This window comes from Thiohalophilus sp., from assembly GCF_034522235.1.
GTDB lineage: Bacteria > Pseudomonadota > Gammaproteobacteria > UBA6429 > Thiohalophilaceae > Thiohalophilus.
This window is the reverse complement of sequence record NZ_JAXHLN010000003.1, coordinates 2,412,216-2,431,220: the sequence shown is the minus strand read 5'-3', so window position 1 is coordinate 2,431,220 and position 19,005 is coordinate 2,412,216. Positions and strand designations below refer to the sequence as shown.

The following is a 19,005-nucleotide window of genomic DNA, read 5'->3' as shown; positions in this document are numbered from 1 at the left end:
GATTTAGACCAGTTCTATTGCTACATCAAAAAATCATATGGCACGATAAAAGTGTTGATATGTATTGAATAATAAAACCGGATAGCATGCGAAATAATAACCATTTTTCATAAGGGAGGAAGCGGGATGTCTGGTGAATTGGTGTTTGCCCTGTTGTGCGCAGCGGGGGCCATTGGGTACGGGATCTTCTCCACGTTTCGGATTCTGGCACTGCCGGGCGGCAGTGACGAAGTCAAGCGAATCGCTCTGGCGATCCAGGAAGGGGCCGCGGCTTATCTGAAAAGACAGTACATGACGATCGGGGTGGTCGGTGTGCTGCTGTTGATTGTGATCTGGTTTGCACTCGGGTGGCTGAGTGCACTTGGCTTTGCGATTGGCGCGATCTTTTCCGGGCTGGCAGGCTTTATCGGCATGCACGTGTCAGTGCGAGCCAATTCGCGCACGGCCGAAGCCGCTAAATCCGGTATCAATGCCGGTCTGCAAGTCGCCTTTCGCGGCGGTGCGGTGACCGGCATGTTGGTGGTGGGCCTGGGCCTGCTCGGGGTTGCCGGGTTTTACGCGCTACTGGAGTTTATGACCGAAACGGGCGAAACCGTGCTGGCTCCCCTGATCGGACTGGCCTTCGGGGGCTCGCTCATCTCGATCTTTGCCCGTCTGGGTGGCGGTATCTTTACCAAGGGGGCTGACGTCGGCGCCGATCTGGTCGGCAAGGTCGAAGCGGGGATCCCCGAGGATGATCCGCGCAACCCGGCGGTCATTGCCGATAACGTCGGCGACAATGTCGGTGACTGCGCCGGCATGGCGGCGGATCTGTTCGAGACCTACGCGGTGACCATCATTGCCACCATGATTCTGGGCAGTTACTGGATGGGCGGCGACACTCTGCAGGCAACCCTTTATCCGCTGGTCATCGGCGGTGTTTCGATCATCGCTTCGATTATCGGTACCTGGCTGGTGCGGGTGCGCGAGGGCGGTAAGGTGATGAATGCGCTCTACAAGGGGTTGATTACCGCCGGCGTTCTGGCCGGTATTGCATTTTATCCGGTCACCGAAATGATGTTTCCCGGCAGCAGTCAGGAGACGATCAACGGTCTGTATAGCGCGGCACTGGTCGGACTGGGTGTGACCGGCATGTTGGTGATGATCACCGAGTACTATACCGCCACTGATTTCTCCCCTGTACGGCGGGTGGCCGAAGCCTCCACCACCGGTCACGCAACTAACATTATTGCCGGACTGGCCTTGTCCATGCGCTCCACCGCGGGACCGGTACTGGTGGTTTGCCTGGGTATTTTACTGGCGCACTATTTTGCCGGGCTTTACGGCATCGCTATCGCCGCCACCTCCATGCTGTCGATGACCGGCATCATCGTGGCCCTGGATGCCTATGGCCCGATCACCGACAACGCCGGTGGTCTGGCGGAAATGTCCGATATGGATCCGGAAGTCCGCAAGGTGACCGATGAGCTGGATGCAGTCGGTAACACCACCAAGGCAGTCACCAAGGGCTATGCCATCGGCTCCGCCGGTCTGGCCGCACTGGTGCTGTTTGCCGACTTCACTCGTGAGTTGTCCCACGTTGGCGGGGCGGGCATGACGTTTGATCTCTCCAGCCACAAGGTGATCATCGGACTGTTCATCGGCGGGCTGGTCCCGTATTTGTTCGGTGCTCTGGCAATGGAAGCCGTCGGACGTGCCGCCAGCGCGGTGGTCGTGGACGTGCGTCGCCAGTTCAAGGAGATGCCGGGGATCATGGACGGCACCCAGAAACCGGACTACTCGCTGACCGTGGACATGCTGACCACCGCCGCGATCAAGGAGATGGTTCTGCCCTCATTGTTACCGGTGCTGGTGCCCATCGCGGTCGGTTTCATTCTCGGCCCGCAGGCGCTGGGTGGCTTGCTGGTGGGTTCCATCGTCACCGGCCTGTTCGTTGCCATCTCCATGACCACCGGTGGTGGCGCCTGGGACAACGCCAAAAAGTATATCGAGGATGATCATCATGGCGGCAAGGGTTCCGAGGCGCACAAGGCCTCGGTGACCGGCGATACGGTCGGCGATCCCTACAAGGACACCGCCGGACCGGCAATCAACCCGCTGATCAAGATCATCAACATCGTGGCATTGTTGATCGTGCCCTTGATCTGAGGAGATAAGGATCTGAGGAGATAAGGATCTGATGAGAAGGGTATGCAGGTAATATCACATTTTTATAGTTCACTGTGAATAACGCGGAGGACGCAAAGGCGCAAAGACGTTTATGCCCGTTGTTTGGGTGCAGAGAAACAAAGGAAATTGGTTCTGACTAGTAGTTGGCATTAACGGTATGGGAAGGCGATCCGCCCGGGCCTTGTATCCGGCCCGCTCGCAAGCCCGGAGACCGGCCTGAAGTGAATGGTTGGTATTGCGGAGGGCGATGCGACGGCCGGCAGATCATTGACGCTGTTTCCGTCTGAATCACATTCTCCGCTGAACTTGTTATTACTGATACGCGTGGTTTGACGCGAGCGGAGGAAACTTCATGGTTTTTTGTCCCGCACTTTTCATTGCGGCACCGGCTTCCGGACAGGGCAAGACCACGGTGACAGCCGCACTGGCGAGACATTACCGGGATCGGGGGAACCAGGTCCGGGTGTTCAAGTGTGGACCGGATTTTCTTGATCCCATGATCCTGGAATACGCTTCCGGGGCACCGGTCTATCAACTCGATTTGTGGATGGGCGGGGAGCAACACTGTCGTCAACTTCTGCACGATGCGGCAAAGGAAGCCGATCTGATCCTGATCGAAGGGGTGATGGGGTTGTTCGATGGCGAACCGTCCAGCGCCGATCTGGCGACTTTGTTCGATATTCCGGTACTTGCGATCATCGATGGCAGCGCCATGGCCCAGACGTTTGGCGCCATCGCGCATGGCCTGTCAACGTATCGCGACGATCTGCCGTTTGCCGGGGTCTTTGCCAATCGGGTGGCGGGTGAGCGCCATTACCAGATGCTCGCCGAGAGTCTGCCGGCCGGGATGACCGCCTACGGCTGGCTGGCACGGGATACCGAACTTGCATTGCCGGAACGTCATCTTGGTCTGGTGCAGGCCACCGAGGTGGGCGATCTGGAGTCACGCATAGCCCGGGCCGCTGCGGCGCTTGGCGAGATGAATATTCCGTTACCGCCTGCGGTCGAAATCACCGCTCCGACACCGCACTCCCTTGAACCGCGATTGAAAGGGCGGCATATTGCTGTGGCAAAGGATGCCGCTTTTGCCTTTTTATATCGCGCCAATCTCGAGCTTTTACAAACTCTCGGTGCCCAACTTGAATTTTTCTCGCCGCTTGATGACGAAGCCGTTCCCGACGCCGATGCTCTGTATCTGCCCGGGGGATACCCCGAGTTACATCTTGAACAACTGGCATCCAATAGCGCCATGAAAAACGCCATCCTGGCATTTCATGCCAGTGGCAAGGCCGTCGTCGCCGAATGCGGCGGGATGCTGTATCTGCTGGAGTCGCTGACCGATGTCAAAGGTGAACAGGCGGATATGCTGGGCTTGTTGCCGGGGCAGGCCAGCATGCAGAAGAAACTGGCCAACCTGGGCCTTCACCATGTCGAATTACCCGAAGGCAGATTACGTGGACATACGTTCCATTATTCACAGGTGGAAAGTTCACTTGTTCCCGTTGCCTGGAGTGAGGGGCAACGTGCCGGGCGCCGCGGTGAGCCGGTCTATCGGGAAGGCAATCTGGTCGCCTCCTATTTTCACTTCTATTTTCCCTCTAACCCTCACGCCGTTGCGAAACTGTTTGCACCGTCGCTTTAATGCTCTCGCAGCCGATTGCCGGACACCGCGTTGCTATGTCCGGCCTACCACTGCGAGAGATAAGCTTTTTTAATTAACTTACCTTCGTGTCCTTTGTGGTTTAAAGTAGTATTAATCTGCTGACCAGTGGTTTTCGAAAACGAGATCATCCAGGCTGGCGCGTTGCGCCCAGTTTTCCTGTTCCAGCATGGGCTTGTCATAGAATGCTTTTACATGGCCCAGGCAAAGTATAGCGACAGGCTCGGCTCCTTCCGGGGCCTGTATCAATTGGGCCAGTTCGGCGGGATCGAACAGCGAGACCCAGCCCAGGCCCAGCCCTTCGGCCCGGGCGGCCAGCCACAGGTTCTGAATGGCGCAGGTAGCCGAGGCGAGATCCATGTGGGGCATGGTGCGCCGGCCAAATACATGCTTCTCGCGCCGGTCCATCAGCGACACCACCAGCAATTCGCCGCAATCGAGAATACCCTCGACCTTGAGCCGCATGAACTCCTCTTGCCGCTTGCCCAGCGCCTCGGCGGTGGTCACTCGTTCCTGATCGACCAGTTGATGAATGTTTTGGCGCAGGTTGTTGTCGGTTATTCGAACAAACCGCCAGGGCTGCATATAACCGACACTGGGGGCGTGATGGGCAGCCTGCAGCAATCGTTGCAGCAGGGTCGGGTCGATCGGATTCGGCAGAAAATGGCGCATGTCGCGGCGTTCTTCTATCACGCGATAAACCGCGTCGATCTCCGCTTGTGAATAGCGATGCGATCGGTCCATTACAGCTCGACGCCCTGCTGGGCGCGGATCCCGGCCTTGAAGGCGTGCTTGATCTCTTTCATTTCCGTCACCGTATCGGCGACCTCGATCAGTTCCGGTTTCGCGCCGCGGCCGGTGAGGATGACGTGTTGCATGGCCGGTTTGTTGGCCAGCGCGTCAATCACTTCATCCATCGGGATATATTTGTATTTGAGGGCGATGTTGATCTCATCCAGCAGCACCAGGTTGATAGCCGGATCCAGCAGCATGGCCTGCGCTTCTTGCCAGGCGTGATAGGCCATCTCGGTATCCCGTTCCCGATCCCGGGTCTCCCAGGTGAAGCCTTCTCCCATGACATGATACTGCACCTCGGGAAAACGACGGAAAAAGGTCTCCTCGCCGGTGGAAAAGCTGCCCTTGATAAATTGCACGACACCAACCTGCATGTTGTGGCCCAGGGCGCGCGCCACCATGCCGAAGCCCGCGCTGCTTTTGCCCTTGCCGTTGCCGGTATGTACCAGGATCAGGCCCTTGTCCTGATCGGCCCGGGCGACTTTCTCGTCCACCACGGCTTTTTTGCGTTCCATGCGGCGTTGATAACGTTGTTCTGCGGTTTCTTCATTACTCATGTTCTTCTCCAATCAAAATCAGCTTGCCGGTTTTGCGATCGCGGTAGACTTTGCCGACGGACTCATAGCCGGCGCCGGCTTCACCGGCGACGCTCGGCATCTCCGGGATCTCTCTGCCCTGTTCAATGGTTTGACCGCCGGCCCGGGTATAATCGGCCAGGCCGCCCTGGCTGGCGGCCAGCGCGGCGATCAGCCCGCAGGCGAAGACCAGCATAATATCCACCAGATTGGCCAGCGGGCCCAGCGGCTCCTGATCCGGCGGATCGAAGCGGTTGCTGTCGAGACGATGTCGGGACTCTCCGTGCATAGTGGTCGCCTCCCTATACCGCGCTGGGGATGGGGGTCAGCGTGCGGATTAACAGGATACTCATGTCACTGAACGAGTCGGGACAGCTGGCCAGTGTCCCCGACCAGTGATCCTCCTCGCCGCTGAGATTTTCCCATACTTCCAGAGGATGCCGCTCATCGACGCCCTGCTCGATCAGATAACGGCTGATCTCGTGCGGCATGAAATCCCACGGGCGGGGAATCACGATCGCGTTCCAGCCTTCCTGCAGGGTGTTTACCAGCCGTTGCTGGAAAGGCTGCAGATCGCCGCGTCGATGGAAGGTGATGAAAGTGGTCTCGTCAAAGCAGACATCGCCGGCGGCGGCGACCAGTTGCGCGGCGCTGATCCCGGGAATGCGTTCCACCCGCTCGCCGCAGGCCCGCTCCAGCCGTTCCAGCATCTGATAGCCCGAAAACAGGAAATCGCCCATGAACAGCACCGCGCAACGCGCGCCGGCGGCATGCCGGGCGGCCACGTGCGCCAGTTGATCTTCCTGGTTGCGGTAGGTCAGGACCACGCGCTCGGCGCTGGCGGGAATCAGTTCGCCGGCCAGTTTCAGGACCGTCTCAAAGCCGACCACGAGTTCGGCTTTTTGCAGACGGGCTTCGCCAAGGCGGGTCATGTAGTTGGGGTCGCCGGGACCGATGCCGATGGCGCTTATCATGCGGTGCTCTCCTGTGTGCGGGTTTCCAGGGTGTCGAGAAGCTGGTCGTACCAGCGGCGGCGCAGGCGACCGAGGATAAAGCCGGCGATCCCGACCAGCAAACCCAGGACGGTCGTATCGAAGGCGACGGTGACGGCGCGGGCCAGGGTCTGCAGATCCCCCTGGCCGAGCGCCGCCAGTCCCGGGCCCAGGGGGATCAGCGTGCCCATCAGGCCGAGCATGGGGCCGATACGGGCCAGCAGATCGGCCCGTTCGATCCGTCGGCGTCCCTGCGCGGCGCTGCGATCAGGATTGTTCTGTTGCACCAGTTTATTCAACCCGCCGAAACGTTCGCTCAGGGCGATACCGCTCTCCCACAGGGCGGCCAGTACCACGAACAGCAGGCAATAGATGACCGGTTGTAACAACCAGTCCACGGCATAATGCATCATCTGAATGGATTGTTGGGTAAACATACTCATCGACCTCGGTTTGTTGTCAGCCGGCGCCCCGACAAATAACGTTCATACAGGGCACCGCCGGTTATCACCAGCAGGGCAATGGCCAGGATCAGCCACTTTTCCTTGCCCGGTTCATGGGGTTCGGACGGTTTCGCTTCGCTCTCACTGGCAGGCGATTCGGTTTGCGTCGTGCTGGATTCAGGTTTGATTTCACTGATGGTGGTGGTCACGGTGTCCGGTTTAGCCGGCTGTTGGGGGCCGGCGGCCGCCGCCAGCACGTTTTCGAACGTCCGGCGGGTCGGTTCATCCAGCAGGGGCTTGATCCCCTGCAGCATGGGATGGTCCGCCCGGGTATGCCCGCTGCCGGGCAGGCCGTGGCGGTTGACCAGTTGCGCAAAGGCCCGGGCCAGTTCCTGTCGCGTCTGCGCGTCGACCTCCCAGAATTCCTTGTGCGCGGCGACCAGCATGATCGCCAGCATGTTGGTTTTCACATGCGCGTTCCGGCCCTGTTCCAGAAACTCGTCCAGGCCAAGCTGGTGACGATCGTCGATGTAGACCGCTTTGACCTCATCCCAGACCCAGGACTTGATGATCGCCGGGTTGGTGATTTGCCAGCCCCACAGGTATTCCATAAATTCACTGCCCATGGTGCGTGCGCCGGCATAGTCATGTTTCATCAGAGCTTTCAACCAGGCCGGATTGAGAAACCGGCCGCGCAGTTCCTGCAACAGGGCGCTGTCCAGGGGCTGGATACCGGCATTGTTTGGATCGGCGTGCTGGATGACGTGATTATCCGGTGCCGTGCCGGCGGTGTGTTCCACCGCCATGCTCAGGCCGCCCAGATAATCAAAGGCATCGTTGTTATCCATCAGCCCGTACAGGTTGCTGGCGCGGCCGAGATAGGTGTGCCGAACCTTGCCCAATGAGGCCCTGAAGCTGTCATGGGCGGGCAGGCCGTCAAGATCGGCGCCGTAGGCATGCCCCATGCGATGGATATAGGTCTGGCTCAGTTGCCGCCGATCCGACCAGGCGCCGGAACGCTCGGCGAGCCGGTTTACGCCGGCACCGTAGGATCCCGGCGCATCGCCGAACAGGCGCAATGTCGCCAGTCGGCCGGCCAGAGCCGCGTTTTTATTCTTATTAATAAGTTCCTGTGCCTGCTGGACCCAGTTGGCGGCGACGTGATTTTGGGCCAGGGATTCGTTGCCGGGATCGCGCTCGTCGCCCAGCGGGGCCAGCGCATGCTGCAGGGCCTCGGCCAGTTGCGGATGCTCGCGGCGGATGGTTTCGCTGGCGCCATTCAGGGCCAGCAGCACTGCCTTGTCCAGCCAGACCAGCAGGTTGGCGTAGAGATCGCGAAACAGGCCCGAGGTAGTGAACACCATATCACGACGCTGGCGACCCGCTTTCAGTTCGAGCCGTTCGATGCCCTTGAAGATGCCGCGACTGTTCCAGATTGGCTTGATCCCCAGCATGTCCATCCCGAAGGCGACCATCGCCCCTTCGTCGCGCACCGTATCGGAGGCCCACAACACCAGCGCCTCACTGCCCGGTGCCTCGTCGCGGTTGTTGTGACGGGCCTCGCGGGCCAGTTGCACGCCCAGTTCGTACCCGATCCGGGTGGGTAGTACGCTGCCGTCCAGTGCGTGAAAATTTCGGCCGGTCGGTAACGCCTCGGGGGTGCGGATCGGATCGTTACCCTTGCCGGGTTTGACGAAGCGGCCTTCCAGCCCGGCGAGCAGGGCGCGGATCTCCTGCGCCGGTGAGTTTTCCAGCGCCGCGCGGGTATCATCGCCGGGGCGGCTATCCCCGGATCGATCCGTCCCGGATTGATCCATCCCGGATTGCTCGATCCTGGATTGTTCGATCATGGAAGCGAGCATGGTGTCGACGGCCTCGCTTTCCCAGTCGCGACCGAACACATGCAGTCCCAGCGGCATGAAGCGTTCCTGCATCTCGGTCAGATAATGCCCCACTTCGTGGACCAGCAGATCGTCGTCGACCTGTTCGAAATCGATCTGGCGCACGGCCAGCTCTTTTTGCATCACCGCCTCGAGTTCCTCGCGCAGGTTGAGTTCGTCGATCAGCGCGCGAATTTTTTCCACGGCCTGCGTGCGAGTCGGGCTGTTATCACGCGAGGCTTCGAAGCTTTCGACCAGCTGGCGCAGCTGCAACAGATCATCGTACAGCGGCGTGGTCTTCAGCGGCGGCGTCAGGTGATCGACGATCACCGCCAGGCCGCGTCGCTTGGCCTGGATGCCTTCGCCGACGCCGTCGACGATATAGGGATATACCCCGGGGAGGTCGCCGGCCATCAGGGTCGGATAATCCTCGCCGGTCAGCCCGACCCGGCGTCGCGGCAGGAACTCGTACGTCGAGTGGCGACCCAGATGCACCAGGGCATCGGCCTTGAATTCATTTTGCAGCCAGCGATAGAAGGCCAGATATTGATGCAGCGGCGGAAAGGCGAGGTTGGCGTGTAGCAGCTCCTCGTTCACCTCCCAGCCGCGCGGCGGTTGCGGGCCGATAAAGACATTGCCGAAACGGATGCCGGGCAGCACAAACCGGTTGTCGTGTACCATCACCTTGCCCGGCGGCTCGCCCCAGCCGCGCAGTCCCTCGATCCCCGTGTTTCGCAGCGCCCGGTTCAGGCGCCGGATCGCGTTGTTTCGATCCTCGCCGGCCAGCGACGCCCGGTGGGCCGTCTGCAACTGCTCGAGCAGATCCAGCGCCCGTTGCCGGGCCGGGTGGTCGACACTCTCCAGCAGATGACGGATATCGTTCATCGTCCGTTCAAGTAGCGCCTTGCCGATCCGCGGTTGCTGGCGCTCGCGCGCCTGTTTCAACATGGCGGTGAGATAGGCCAGCGGTCCGTGGCTGAGCTCATCGCGGACCGCCTCGGGCAGGGTGTCGAACCAGTCTTGATAGTCCGCCAGGCTGAGCCGGCTTGTCTTGCCTGCCATCCGGGTCAGGGCAGCATGATCCTCGGGCAGGTTGAGCCCCTGATCCTGGATCCGCTCCAGCAGGGCTTCGGGGTCTTTGGGGAGCGGCCCGGTGCGGTAACCGGCCTTTTTTAAATGCTGCAACAGATCCCAGAGCGAGGCGGGCACATCGAGGTTGTCGGCGCCGACGTTGTGCCGTCCCGGCGGATGATTGTAGTAAATAACGGCAATGCGCTTCTCACTGTTGGGTTTGCGTTGCAGCCGGTGCCAGTTGGACAGGCGCGCAACGATCCGATCCACCTGACGGGATGCCGGTTCGAGCGGCGCAATCTCCAGCCCGGTCAGCGGATCGATAAAGGGTTCGCGGCGGGTGGCCAGCACCAGCGGCTGGCTGCTGCCCTGGATCTCCGGCATGGCGACCTTGTAATGGACGTCATTCCAGGGAACGCCGTCTTCGGAGAGTTGCCACTGATCCGCCGTGCGCTCGGCCAGGCGGATGCCTTTTAATACCGGGACATCGATCTGTTCCAGCAAACGGGTCGCCTCGCGGCGATGTTCCCCGCCGCCGACCGCGAAATCCTGCAAGTTGATGATGGCAACCGGTTTGCCGCCGGGGATCCCCTGTGACAATTGCCGCAGTGCCTGAACACTGGCCTGGCCCCAGCGGGCGAGGATGCCCAGGCACTGAAAACGTCGTTGTTCAAGCCGCTCGCACAACATCTCCAGCAAGTCGATATCCCCGGCCCGATCGCCGGTGTGGTAGTCGAGAATGGCGATCAGCGGTTTGTCGGGATCAAGCTCGAGTTTATCCGCTGACGTCATTCGCTCGTCATTGTAATAACGTACGGCGGCCCGGGGGTTCAGTGGCGGTACGCTGATTGTGGGGTCGGTCTTTTGTAAAAGACTGGCGATCAACCCGGCCACATTGTCGCTGCCGCGGTTTTGCCAGTAGGCGCGCAATTCCAGCCAGCGTTGTTGCGCCGGGTAGGCGTCGATCAGGTTTGCCAGATGCGCCCGGTACGCTTCGTCGTGCGCCGGGTTCTCGTTGATCGCATTCAGTTGCTTGTCATCGAGGTCTTGCAGTACGCGCTTGCCACCAAGACGGGAGAGGCGAATCAGTCGTCGGTCGCTGTGGGTGATGAACAGTGGGATATCTTTCGCCAGCGCGGTTTCGTCAAGCAGCCGCTGCAGGCGGGGAACCGGCTCGGAAAAGATCGCGGCGATCAGGATGGCGTCGGCCTTTTGCAGTTGTTCCACAAGCTGCTTGTCCGAATAAGCGGCGATCTGCGAGGGCGTGCGCAGCTTGAGCGTGTGTCCGGGGTGGCTTTCAGCGAATTGTCTGGCGCCGGCGACCAGGTCCTGGGCGGAGCGCTCCGAGACAATACCAAACAGCGTGGCGCTGCTTGCCGTGCCGGAGGCGAACAGCCCGGCGCAAAGCAGCAGCGCCTGAAGGATTCTTATTATATAGGCATTCATCGGGATCGCCTGTGAGTTGGCCGCGCGGGGAGGCGTTCCCCGCCTGTCGGGAAAGTGAGATCGTTATCGGTTCTTCCCCGGTTGCCACAGGACTTCCTCGCCGTTTTCAAACCGCGCCAGCACCCGGGCGACGACAAACAGCAGATCGGAAAGCCGGTTCAGGTAGATGAGTCCCGCCGGGTTGATTGCTTCACTGGCGGCCAGGGCCACAGCGTCGCGTTCAGCGCGGCGGCAGACCGCGCGGGCCAGATGGCAGGTGGAAGTAGCGATGCCCCCGGCGGGAAGAATGAACTCCTTGAGGGCCGGCAAGGTGTCGTTGAATTTGTCCAGCTCGGTTTCCAGACGCTCTGCATAACTTGCATCGACGGCTTCGTAGCCGGGCACGCTCAGCTCACCGCCGAGATCGAACAGATCGTGCTGAATCGCCACCAGGCAGTCACGCACGGCCTGCGGCAGCTCATGCGCCAGGATCATGCCGATCAGGCTGTTGAGTTCATCCACCGTGCCGAAGGTTTCCACGCGCGGGTGAGTCTTGCTGACCCGACTGCCGTCGCCCAGGCCGGTTTCGCCCTGATCGCCGGTGCGGGTGTAAATTTTCGATAAGCGGTGTCCCATGTTCAGCCCTCCGTGAGGATGTATTGGATGGGTAATTTTATTTTGACGCTGGGCTCATGCACCAGTTGGTTCGCCCAACCGACCGCCATGCGACTAGCCGCGTCTCTGGCGGCCAGATCGAGGATCCGGTAGCCGGAACTTTTCAGGATCTGAATCTCGGCGATATACCCTTGCCGATGCAGTTCGATTCCCAGGGTGACCGTGCCCTGGTAGCCCTGGCGGCGCGCCAGGCGCGGATAATAGAAATGATTGGGCATTTCCTGTTGCAAACGCTGCTGTACCAGTGCCCTGTCGGTGGTCGGTTCTGCCGGTGTTGGTTCTGCGTGTAAGGTCTCGGTCTTTTTTATCTGCCTGTTCTGTTTTTGATCGGGTGTCTTAATCGTTTCGGATTGGCGTTGCTGTTCCTTTTTCTGAGAATCCTTGTCCTGTTGCTCAGGTGTTGGTTCTGGCTTGTGATTTACCGGTTCTGGTTCTGTTTCAGATGGCATTTTTTGCCTGGCGACGGTTTTTGCCTCGGAGTCGTCCGCGGTCCGGTTGTGTGTGGCGCTTGCCGCGATCCGTACAGACATGCCCGGCGCCGAGTCGGCGACGGGCAGGATCACCGGCGCGGTAAAATAGGCGAGCAGGGGCAGGTGGAGCGCCAGCGAGAGTGGCAGCAGCAAGACAAGGCGTTGCCGTGACTGTGGTTGCCAGCGCTCCACCATGGCCTATTTCCGGTTATCGAAATAGTAGATAAAGTCGATAAACATGCTGCGTCCGATAGTGTTGTAGTCTCCACCGTAACTGCTGGAGAGCACATACTCCTCGTCAAACAGATTCTCGAAACGAATCCGGCCGGTGGCCTGTTTGGCATAATCCCACTGGTAGTTGAGATTGAAGATGTGATAGCCATCCAGCTCGACACTGCCATCCCGGTCCTTGCGCGTTCCCGCGCCAAGCAACTCCATGGTCAGTTTTTTATCATCTTCGCTCCACAGCGCCTGAAGCTTCATTTTTTCCCTGGGCCGGTTATCCAGTTGTACCCCCGTGGCATCGTTTTTGGCCGACAGCAGGGTGAACGAGCCGGACAGTTCCCAGTTCGACAGCCGCGTGGCAGCAATCAATTCCAGACCACGAATCGTCGCGTTTTCTATGTTGCTGGGCGTGGTTGTGAATTCGTCGGCGCCGGTCTGGGTGGTTTGCCAGTCGATCAGGTTGTCGAGGTTGGTCTGGTAGATGGAAACCTCATACCGACTGTTGGCAGTGAGCTGGTGGCGTAACCCCAGTTCCAGCGTGTCGCTCTCTTCCGGTTCGAGGTCCGGATTGCCTTCGCTGATATAGGTGGTGCCCAGGAAGGTACTGGTACTGTTGGGCCAGTAGAGATCATTGATCGAAGGCGCTTTAAAAGCCGTGCCGTAAGAGGCCAGATAACGCAGATTGCCGACCTTTTTACTCCAGCCCAGGCTCCAGGTTTCATTCGTGCCGGCATCGCTGTGATCATCGACGCGTGCACTGGCGGTCAGTTCGCCATAACGGGTGGCATTTGTCTGATGTTGAATAAATAAGGCCTGGTTATCAATACTTTCATCGATGATGCCGCTGTCGTCCTTGGTGGCATTATCCTGCCAGAAATCGATCCCGACGGAGGTCAATCCCCCGGACCAGTCTATGTCGTTTTGCCAGCCGGCACTGTAGCGTTTGGTTGTGATGGTGGAAGGTATCGTCGGACTGAAGGACTCGCTCCGGTCCAGGGTATAGCCCAGCAGGAACTGCTGCATCCAGTTGGGACTGCTGGTGTGGGTCAGCTTGCTGCTGACGGTCTGGTTGGTGTACCGGCTGTCGCCAGTGGAGGGATCCAGTTCGTTTTTCCCCTCGTTGTGATTCACCCGTAAATTCAATCGGTCGGCCTCGGAAAGGTTCCCCCGGATTGCCAGACTGGCATGGCTGTTGGTGAAGCCATGATCTTCTGTCAATGTGGGATTGGTCGGGATGCCGTCGGTAATGCTGCGCCCGGCTTCGAGGTTATAGCGCCAGTCTTTGCCACCGGCAGTAGTAAAAGTGGCTTCGCGGGTGCGATGACTGCCGCCGGTGATTTTAAGCGAGGTCCGTTCGGCCTCGCGGGTAAAAATCTGGATGACGCCGCCGATGGCGTCCGAGCCATAAAGTGCGGCGCGAGGGCCACGTACTACCTCGATCCGTTCGATATTATCCAGGGAGAAATTTGCCCAGGCGAAACTGCCCAGGGTGGCGGAAGCCGCGCGCACGCCGTCGACCAGAACCAGTACATGGTCTGATTCGGTCCCGCGCATAAATACCGAGGTATTCTTGCCATAGCCCCCGTTGCGGGTAATGTCGATGCCGGGTACATTGCGCAGCAGTTCATCAATGGACTGGGCCGGACTGGCTTCAATATCCTCCCGGGTTAACACCGTGACCGAGGCCTGACTTTCATCCGCGGTCTGGGCGGTGCGTGTCGCCGTGACCTGAATGGTGTCTGCGGTTTCGGCTGCCTGGACCAGCGGGCTAGTTATAAATAAGGCAACAGCCGCACTGACTGTGCGGCGGCAGGATGATACTCGCATGTTAAATTCCCCTGTTGGACGCTCACCCGCGTCGTGGTTGTTGTGTGGTGGCACAGAGGGGAATTCGGAAGGGTAAAAAAATTACAGCACGCCTTCGGCGTCGCCCTCCGCGACACATCCGTTCGCTTTCAGGCCGGTCTCCGGGCTTATGAGTGGAAGAAACTTCCGGGGTCGTCGCCTTCCCACATGAATATGCAGTGGCGCAGTGACGACCTTTGACTCAATCACCGTTGCGGGGGCAGCGCCGGACTCGTCGCGAGCGACTCACCGGCTTCCCGTTTCACCCCAGTACGACTTTACTGGGGCACCTGAAAGTGTGCGCACATTATCTGGGTATTCGAGCCGGTGTCAACCACAAGATATAGACCTCTTTTAAAACAATGATTTATGTTGATTTGTTATATAAACTTATAAAGGTCAGCGGAAAATTGAACCGCGAAACGTGAAGCAGAACACACCGCGATCGACGATGCTGACTGGTTAATGACTGACCGCTGGTGTAGTCTGAATAGACAAGCAACGGAAGCCGACGATGCAACGAATCCTGGTCCTCAACTCCAAGGGCGGCTGTGGCAAGACGACGATTGCCACCAATCTCGCCAGCCTGTATGCCGGCTATGGCTTTGCCACGGCGTTGATGGACTACGATCCGCAGGGCTCCAGCACGCGCTGGCACAGCCTGCGGCCGCAGGACAAGCCGGCCATCCACGGGGTACGCGCCTGGCAGCGGGCCGGCGGCGCCCAGACCAGCGTCTGGCAGTTGCGTTTACCGCCACAGACCGAGCGGGTGATCCTGGATGCCCCCGCCGGGATCAGCGGTCAGCAACTGGTCAATTACGTGCAGCGGGTGGATACCATCCTGGTGCCGGTGTTGCCGTCGCCGATCGATATTCATGCCGCGACTCACTTCATCAAGGACCTGCTGTTGATCGGCAAGGTGCGCAGCGCCGGGGTGCGGGTTGGCGTGATCGCCAACCGGGCCAAAAAGAATACGCTCGTCTATCAATCCCTGGAACGTTTTCTCAATTCCCTGCGCCTGCCGTTGCTGGGGACCCTGCGCGATACCCAGCACTATGTTCATGCCGTCGAACGCGGCATCGGTGTGCACGAATTGTGGGACAGGCGCGCCGAGGAAGATCGCCTGCAATGGGTCAATATCTTCGAATGGCTGGAAGACCGCCGTGCCGCCGTGACGGCGCAGCAGCGGCATGCGCCGTGAAACCAGGTGCTAGTCTCTAGGGGCTAGTTGCTAGGGACTGATAGCTAATAGGGTGCGCGGCACGCATCTGATTCACACGCAAATATTTAATACCTTCTCTCTTTCTTATGTCTGTTTTCCTGAAACGTGCCTACGAACCTTAGTCCTCAGTACTCAGTACTCAGTACTCAGTACTCAGTACTCAGTTCTCAGTATTCAGTAAGGAGCATTGCATGTCATTCCGGTCTTGAGCCGGAATCCAGCGGTGTGCCCCCATTCGAGACTGGATGCCGGCTTTCGCCGGCATGACGAGGAGAGTCGGCGGTGGTTTATCCTGCCAACTGAGAACTGCCTACTGCCAACTTTCTCTTCAGCACTTTTCACCCCGCCACAAAGACCGTCTGCTGTTGTGACTCAACCTGTTTGATCGGATGGCCGTACAACGCACTCAGCCTGTCCGGCGTCATCAGCGCTTCACCCGGCCCGCCTTCGACGCGGCCGTCTTCGTGCAATAACAACACATGATCGCAGTAACGGGCGGCGAGGTTGGGATCGTGCAGCACCATGATGACGCTCCTGTTTTGTGTGCTGCAAAGCCGTTGTAACAGGCCGAGGATCTGATGCTGATGGCGCAGGTCTAGATGGTTGGCCGGTTCGTCGAGCAAATAGAGCTGCGGTTGTTGTGCCAGCAGCGTGGCGATATACAAGCGGCGGCGTTCGCCGCCGGAGAGGGTCAGCAGGTTGCGTTGTTCAAAACCGGCCAGATCCACCTGGTGTAAGGTCTCGCGCGCCAGGGCGATATCCTGCTCGCCTTCCCACTGCCAGGCCTTGAGATGGGGGTGGCGGCCGGTGAGGACGGTTTCAATGGCGCTGCCGGGGAAGGCTTCTTCGTTGGTTTGCAGTAACAGGCCAACCTGGCGGGCGAACTGTTTGCGCGGGATCTGATCGATGGGGGTGCCGTCCAGATAGATACGGCCGGTGTAATCGTGGTGCAATCCGGCAAGGGTGTGCAGCAATGTGGTCTTTCCGCTGCCGTTGCTGCCGAGGATACCCCAGCACTGGCCGTCTTCGATGCTCAGATCAAACGGCTGACAAAGTCGCCGCAGCCCGCGCTGCAGTTGCAGTTGCTCAAGTTGCAGCTTCACTGGCGCGCCCCCCGATAGAGCAGATACAAAAACAGCGGCACACCGATAAACGCGGTGAGGATCCCGACCGGCAGTTGCTGCGGGGCCAGCAGGGTGCGGGCGGCGGTGTCGGCCAGCAGCAGCAGGCTGGCCCCGAGCAGGGCGGCGGCGGGCAGCAGAATGCGGTGATCGTGATAGCCCAGCAGTCGGATCAGGTGCGGCACCACCAGTCCGACAAAGCCGATGCTGCCGGCCTGGGTGACGGCGGTGGCGGTCAGCAGCGAGGCGATCAGATAAATCGCCAGGTGCAGGAGATCGGTACGAATGCCCAGCGATCCGGCCACCAGTTCGCCCCGGGTCAGGACGTTGAGCTGGCGGGCCAGCAGCAAACTGGCAAGCAGGCCCACGATCAGCACGAGCGAGGGCAGACCGCTGGCGCGGGCAAAGCCGAGATCCCCCATCAGCCAGAACATCATCCGCTGCAGGCTGCTGTCCGGTGTCAGACTGAGAATAAAGCCGATGGCCGCACCCCAGCCGGCGGCCAGTACCACGCCGGTCAGCAGCAGGCGGTTGCTGTTCCACTGGCCGTGCCCGCGCGAGAGCACGAACACCAGCAACATGGCCACCAGCGCCCCGACAAAGGCGCTGCCGGTCAGTAAGTTACCGCTTACCCCGGCCAGCATGGCGAGCAGGGCGGCCACCGAGGCGCCGCCGGAGATGCCCAATATATAAGGATCGGCCAGCGGGTTGCGCACCAGCACTTGCATCAGGCAACCGGCCACCGCCAGCAGGGCGCCGGTGGTCAGGGCGGCCAGGCTGCGCGGCAGGCGCAGCTCGCGGACCAGTTGCGAGCCGATATCCGTGCCCGGCGACCACAGGGCATCCCACACCTGACCGGTGCTTAGCGCCATACTGCCACTGGAGAGTGAGACGCCCAGGCTGAGCAGACATAACAGCCCCAGCAACAGCAGTAATCCCAGTGGGTGGCGTGCAAACATGTGAATGCTCACACGCGCAGGCTGATAATCGGCCAGCCCCGGGCCGTGGCGTGATCGGTCAGGGTTTCGTCGGGGTCGACCGCGACCGGGTGAGCCACCCGCTCCAGCAGGGGCAGGTCGTTGCGCGAGTCGCTGTAAAACCAGCTGTCGGCCAGGTTGAGACCGGTCTGTTTGAGCCACTGCTCCAGCCGCTCGACCTTGCCCTCGCGAAAACAGGGAATGCCGCTGACCCGGCCGGTGTAGCGGCCGTCGATCTGCTCCGGATCGGTGGCCAGCAGGTCATCGACCCCCAGCTCTTCGGCGATGGGCGCGGTGATAAAGCGGTTGGTGGCGGTGATGATCAGCAGAAAATCTCCCTTTGCTCGGTGTCGGGCGAGCAGATCACGCGTGGGACGGGTGATACGCGGACGGATTTCACTTTCCATGAACTGGCGATGCAGTTCGCTCAGTTCCGTCGGCGGGATTTCGCTCAGCGGTTTGAGGCTGAAGGCGAGAAACTCCTGGATATCGAGCTGACCGCGCCGGTACTCCTCGTAGAAGCGGTGGTTTTCCCGCTCGTAGGTGTCGCCGTCGACCCGGCCCTGTTCGACCAGAAAACGGCCCCACAGATAATCGCTGTCACCGTCGAGCAGGGTATTGTCCAGATCAAAGATTGCCAGCGCCACGCAGGTTGCCTCCGGTTATTCAGGGTTGCACAAAAGGGGGCATGATAACGCAAACCGTCCCCGGTGCGAGGAGAAGCGGTTGGGTGCGCCGCGGGGCGGGATGGCGTGGCGTCTATGAGCTCCGTCTGAATTATTTAACTCTATGAAAAATCAGCAAATATGTGCTCCGTGACGCAAGAATTTGCGGTTGTCCGGGGGCTGTGAAAGAATCTTGAGTAGTGTCACAAGAGGGAGCTGCAAGTGATTGATTCAGAAGGGTACAGAGCCAATGTGGGTATCATTCTGTGTAATCCCGCCGGGCATCTGTTCTGGGCCCGGCGTATCGGTCAGCAGGCCTGGCAGTTCCCGCAAGGCGGTATTCGCGCCCACGAAACCCCCGAGCAGGCCCTCTATCGGGAGCTGGGCGAGGAGATCGGTCTCGGTTGCGAGGACGTGGAACTCATCGGGGCGACCCGCGAGTGGTTGCGCTATCGCCTGCCGCAACACCTGATCCGGTATCATCGCGAGCCGGTCTGTATTGGTCAGAAGCAGCGCTGGTTTTTGCTGCGCCTGCTGGGCGATGAAAGCAAGGTCAATCTGCTGGCCAGCGGCAGCCCCGAGTTCGACCGCTGGCGCTGGATCGCGCCGAATGAGCCGGTCTGCGAAGTGGTGCCGTTCAAGCGCCAGGTGTACCGGCGCGCGCTGGAGGAACTGGGGCCGTTGTTGATAAAAGTGACCGGTAAACTCTCCGCCGGGCGACTCGCCTGACGCCGGAATCCGGCCGTCATGTGGTACCCTTCCTGAGACAGGTACAGACCTGATTCATTGTATGGA

The 19,005-nt window shown here is 59.9% G+C and carries 16 protein-coding genes and 1 riboswitch; of the genes, 4 read left to right on the top strand and 12 right to left on the bottom strand.

Features of this window, described 5'->3' with window-relative positions:
• Window positions 1–126 precede the first annotated feature (126 nt).
• Window positions 127–2,148 (top strand): sodium-translocating pyrophosphatase, encoded by a 2,022-nt coding sequence (locus U5J94_RS14900; RefSeq protein WP_322566410.1) that lies wholly within the window; start codon window positions 127–129, stop codon window positions 2,146–2,148.
• Window positions 2,149–2,521: 373 nt separating this feature from the next.
• Window positions 2,522–3,811, top strand: a complete 1,290-nt coding sequence (locus U5J94_RS14895; protein WP_322566409.1) for a cobyrinate a,c-diamide synthase — start codon at window positions 2,522–2,524, stop codon at window positions 3,809–3,811.
• A gap of 111 nt (window positions 3,812–3,922) precedes the next feature.
• Here U5J94_RS14895 and bluB read toward each other — a convergent pair whose 3' ends face one another.
• From bluB to U5J94_RS14850, 9 genes are all read right to left on the bottom strand, one after another.
• Window positions 3,923–4,573 carry a 5,6-dimethylbenzimidazole synthase gene (gene bluB, locus U5J94_RS14890; protein ID WP_322566408.1) on the bottom strand — a complete coding sequence of 217 codons (651 nt, stop codon included), beginning with the start codon at window positions 4,571–4,573 and terminating at the stop codon, window positions 3,923–3,925.
• On the bottom strand, window positions 4,573–5,181 hold the full coding sequence (cobO, locus tag U5J94_RS14885) for a cob(I)yrinic acid a,c-diamide adenosyltransferase (RefSeq protein WP_322566407.1): 609 nt from the start codon (window positions 5,179–5,181) through the stop codon (window positions 4,573–4,575). The genes bluB and cobO overlap by 1 nt, the downstream gene beginning before the upstream one ends.
• Window positions 5,174–5,488 (bottom strand): DUF2149 domain-containing protein, encoded by a 315-nt coding sequence (locus tag U5J94_RS14880; RefSeq protein ID WP_322566406.1) that lies wholly within the window; start codon window positions 5,486–5,488, stop codon window positions 5,174–5,176. Before U5J94_RS14880 ends, cobO begins: the two co-directional genes overlap by 8 nt.
• 13 nt (window positions 5,489–5,501) lie before the next feature.
• A complete protein-coding gene (cbiE, locus tag U5J94_RS14875) occupies window positions 5,502–6,173 on the bottom strand; it encodes a precorrin-6y C5,15-methyltransferase (decarboxylating) subunit CbiE (protein ID WP_322566405.1) in 672 nt (223 codons plus the stop codon).
• Complete coding sequence (locus U5J94_RS14870; RefSeq protein ID WP_416224237.1) at window positions 6,170–6,628, bottom strand: MotA/TolQ/ExbB proton channel family protein; 459 nt, start codon at window positions 6,626–6,628, stop codon at window positions 6,170–6,172. The genes cbiE and U5J94_RS14870 overlap by 4 nt, the downstream gene beginning before the upstream one ends.
• 2 nt (window positions 6,629–6,630) lie before the next feature.
• The gene (locus tag U5J94_RS14865) at window positions 6,631–11,031 is read right to left on the bottom strand and encodes a cobaltochelatase subunit CobN (protein WP_322566403.1); all 4,401 of its coding nucleotides are present in this window, start codon (window positions 11,029–11,031) and stop codon (window positions 6,631–6,633) included.
• A 63-nt stretch (window positions 11,032–11,094) separates the two neighbouring features.
• Entirely contained in the window at window positions 11,095–11,646 is a 552-nt protein-coding gene (locus U5J94_RS14860; RefSeq protein WP_322566402.1) for a cob(I)yrinic acid a,c-diamide adenosyltransferase, read from the bottom strand.
• A 2-nt stretch (window positions 11,647–11,648) separates the two neighbouring features.
• Window positions 11,649–12,350 carry a TonB family protein gene (locus U5J94_RS14855; RefSeq protein WP_322566401.1) on the bottom strand — a complete coding sequence of 234 codons (702 nt, stop codon included), beginning with the start codon at window positions 12,348–12,350 and terminating at the stop codon, window positions 11,649–11,651.
• 3 nt (window positions 12,351–12,353) lie between these two features.
• Window positions 12,354–14,207, bottom strand: a complete 1,854-nt coding sequence (locus U5J94_RS14850) for a TonB-dependent receptor domain-containing protein (RefSeq protein WP_322566400.1) — start codon at window positions 14,205–14,207, stop codon at window positions 12,354–12,356.
• 113 nt (window positions 14,208–14,320) lie between these two features.
• Window positions 14,321–14,534: riboswitch (cobalamin riboswitch) on the bottom strand.
• Window positions 14,535–14,739: 205 nt separating this feature from the next.
• On the opposite strand from U5J94_RS14850, the gene U5J94_RS14845 reads away from it, so the two are divergent.
• Complete coding sequence (locus U5J94_RS14845) at window positions 14,740–15,426, top strand: AAA family ATPase (protein WP_322566399.1); 687 nt, start codon at window positions 14,740–14,742, stop codon at window positions 15,424–15,426.
• A 359-nt stretch (window positions 15,427–15,785) separates the two neighbouring features.
• On the opposite strand, the gene U5J94_RS14840 is transcribed toward U5J94_RS14845, so the two are convergent.
• The 3 genes from U5J94_RS14840 to U5J94_RS14830 are packed head-to-tail and all read right to left on the bottom strand — an operon-like array spanning window position 15,786 to window position 18,192.
• Entirely contained in the window at window positions 15,786–16,550 is a 765-nt protein-coding gene (locus U5J94_RS14840) for an ABC transporter ATP-binding protein (protein ID WP_322566398.1), read from the bottom strand.
• Window positions 16,547–17,527: an iron ABC transporter permease gene (locus tag U5J94_RS14835; RefSeq protein ID WP_322566397.1), complete on the bottom strand. Its 981-nt coding sequence runs from the start codon at window positions 17,525–17,527 to the stop codon at window positions 16,547–16,549. Before U5J94_RS14835 ends, U5J94_RS14840 begins: the two co-directional genes overlap by 4 nt.
• A gap of 8 nt (window positions 17,528–17,535) precedes the next feature.
• Window positions 17,536–18,192, bottom strand: coding sequence for an HAD family hydrolase (locus U5J94_RS14830; protein WP_322566396.1), 657 nt, complete (start codon window positions 18,190–18,192; stop codon window positions 17,536–17,538).
• A gap of 234 nt (window positions 18,193–18,426) precedes the next feature.
• On the opposite strand from U5J94_RS14830, the gene U5J94_RS14825 reads away from it, so the two are divergent.
• Window positions 18,427–18,939, top strand: coding sequence for an RNA pyrophosphohydrolase (locus U5J94_RS14825; protein ID WP_416224236.1), 513 nt, complete (start codon window positions 18,427–18,429; stop codon window positions 18,937–18,939).
• Window positions 18,940–19,005: the final 66 nt, after the last annotated feature.

Coding starts and splice junctions, on each gene's coding strand:
- U5J94_RS14895 (WP_322566409.1), top strand. CDS start 2,522: ATGGTTTTTTGTCCCGCACTTTTCATTGCGGCACCGGCTTCCGGACAG.
- U5J94_RS14845 (WP_322566399.1), top strand. CDS start 14,740: ATGCAACGAATCCTGGTCCTCAACTCCAAGGGCGGCTGTGGCAAGACG.
- U5J94_RS14900 (WP_322566410.1), top strand. CDS start 127: ATGTCTGGTGAATTGGTGTTTGCCCTGTTGTGCGCAGCGGGGGCCATT.
- U5J94_RS14860 (WP_322566402.1), bottom strand. CDS start 11,646: ATGGGACACCGCTTATCGAAAATTTACACCCGCACCGGCGATCAGGGC.
- U5J94_RS14835 (WP_322566397.1), bottom strand. CDS start 17,527: ATGTTTGCACGCCACCCACTGGGATTACTGCTGTTGCTGGGGCTGTTA.
- U5J94_RS14850 (WP_322566400.1), bottom strand. CDS start 14,207: ATGCGAGTATCATCCTGCCGCCGCACAGTCAGTGCGGCTGTTGCCTTA.
- cobO (WP_322566407.1), bottom strand. CDS start 5,181: ATGAGTAATGAAGAAACCGCAGAACAACGTTATCAACGCCGCATGGAA.
- cbiE (WP_322566405.1), bottom strand. CDS start 6,173: ATGATAAGCGCCATCGGCATCGGTCCCGGCGACCCCAACTACATGACC.
- U5J94_RS14870 (WP_416224237.1), bottom strand. CDS start 6,628: ATGTTTACCCAACAATCCATTCAGATGATGCATTATGCCGTGGACTGG.
- U5J94_RS14855 (WP_322566401.1), bottom strand. CDS start 12,350: ATGGTGGAGCGCTGGCAACCACAGTCACGGCAACGCCTTGTCTTGCTG.
- bluB (WP_322566408.1), bottom strand. CDS start 4,573: ATGGACCGATCGCATCGCTATTCACAAGCGGAGATCGACGCGGTTTAT.
- U5J94_RS14865 (WP_322566403.1), bottom strand. CDS start 11,031: ATGAATGCCTATATAATAAGAATCCTTCAGGCGCTGCTGCTTTGCGCC.
- U5J94_RS14880 (WP_322566406.1), bottom strand. CDS start 5,488: ATGCACGGAGAGTCCCGACATCGTCTCGACAGCAACCGCTTCGATCCG.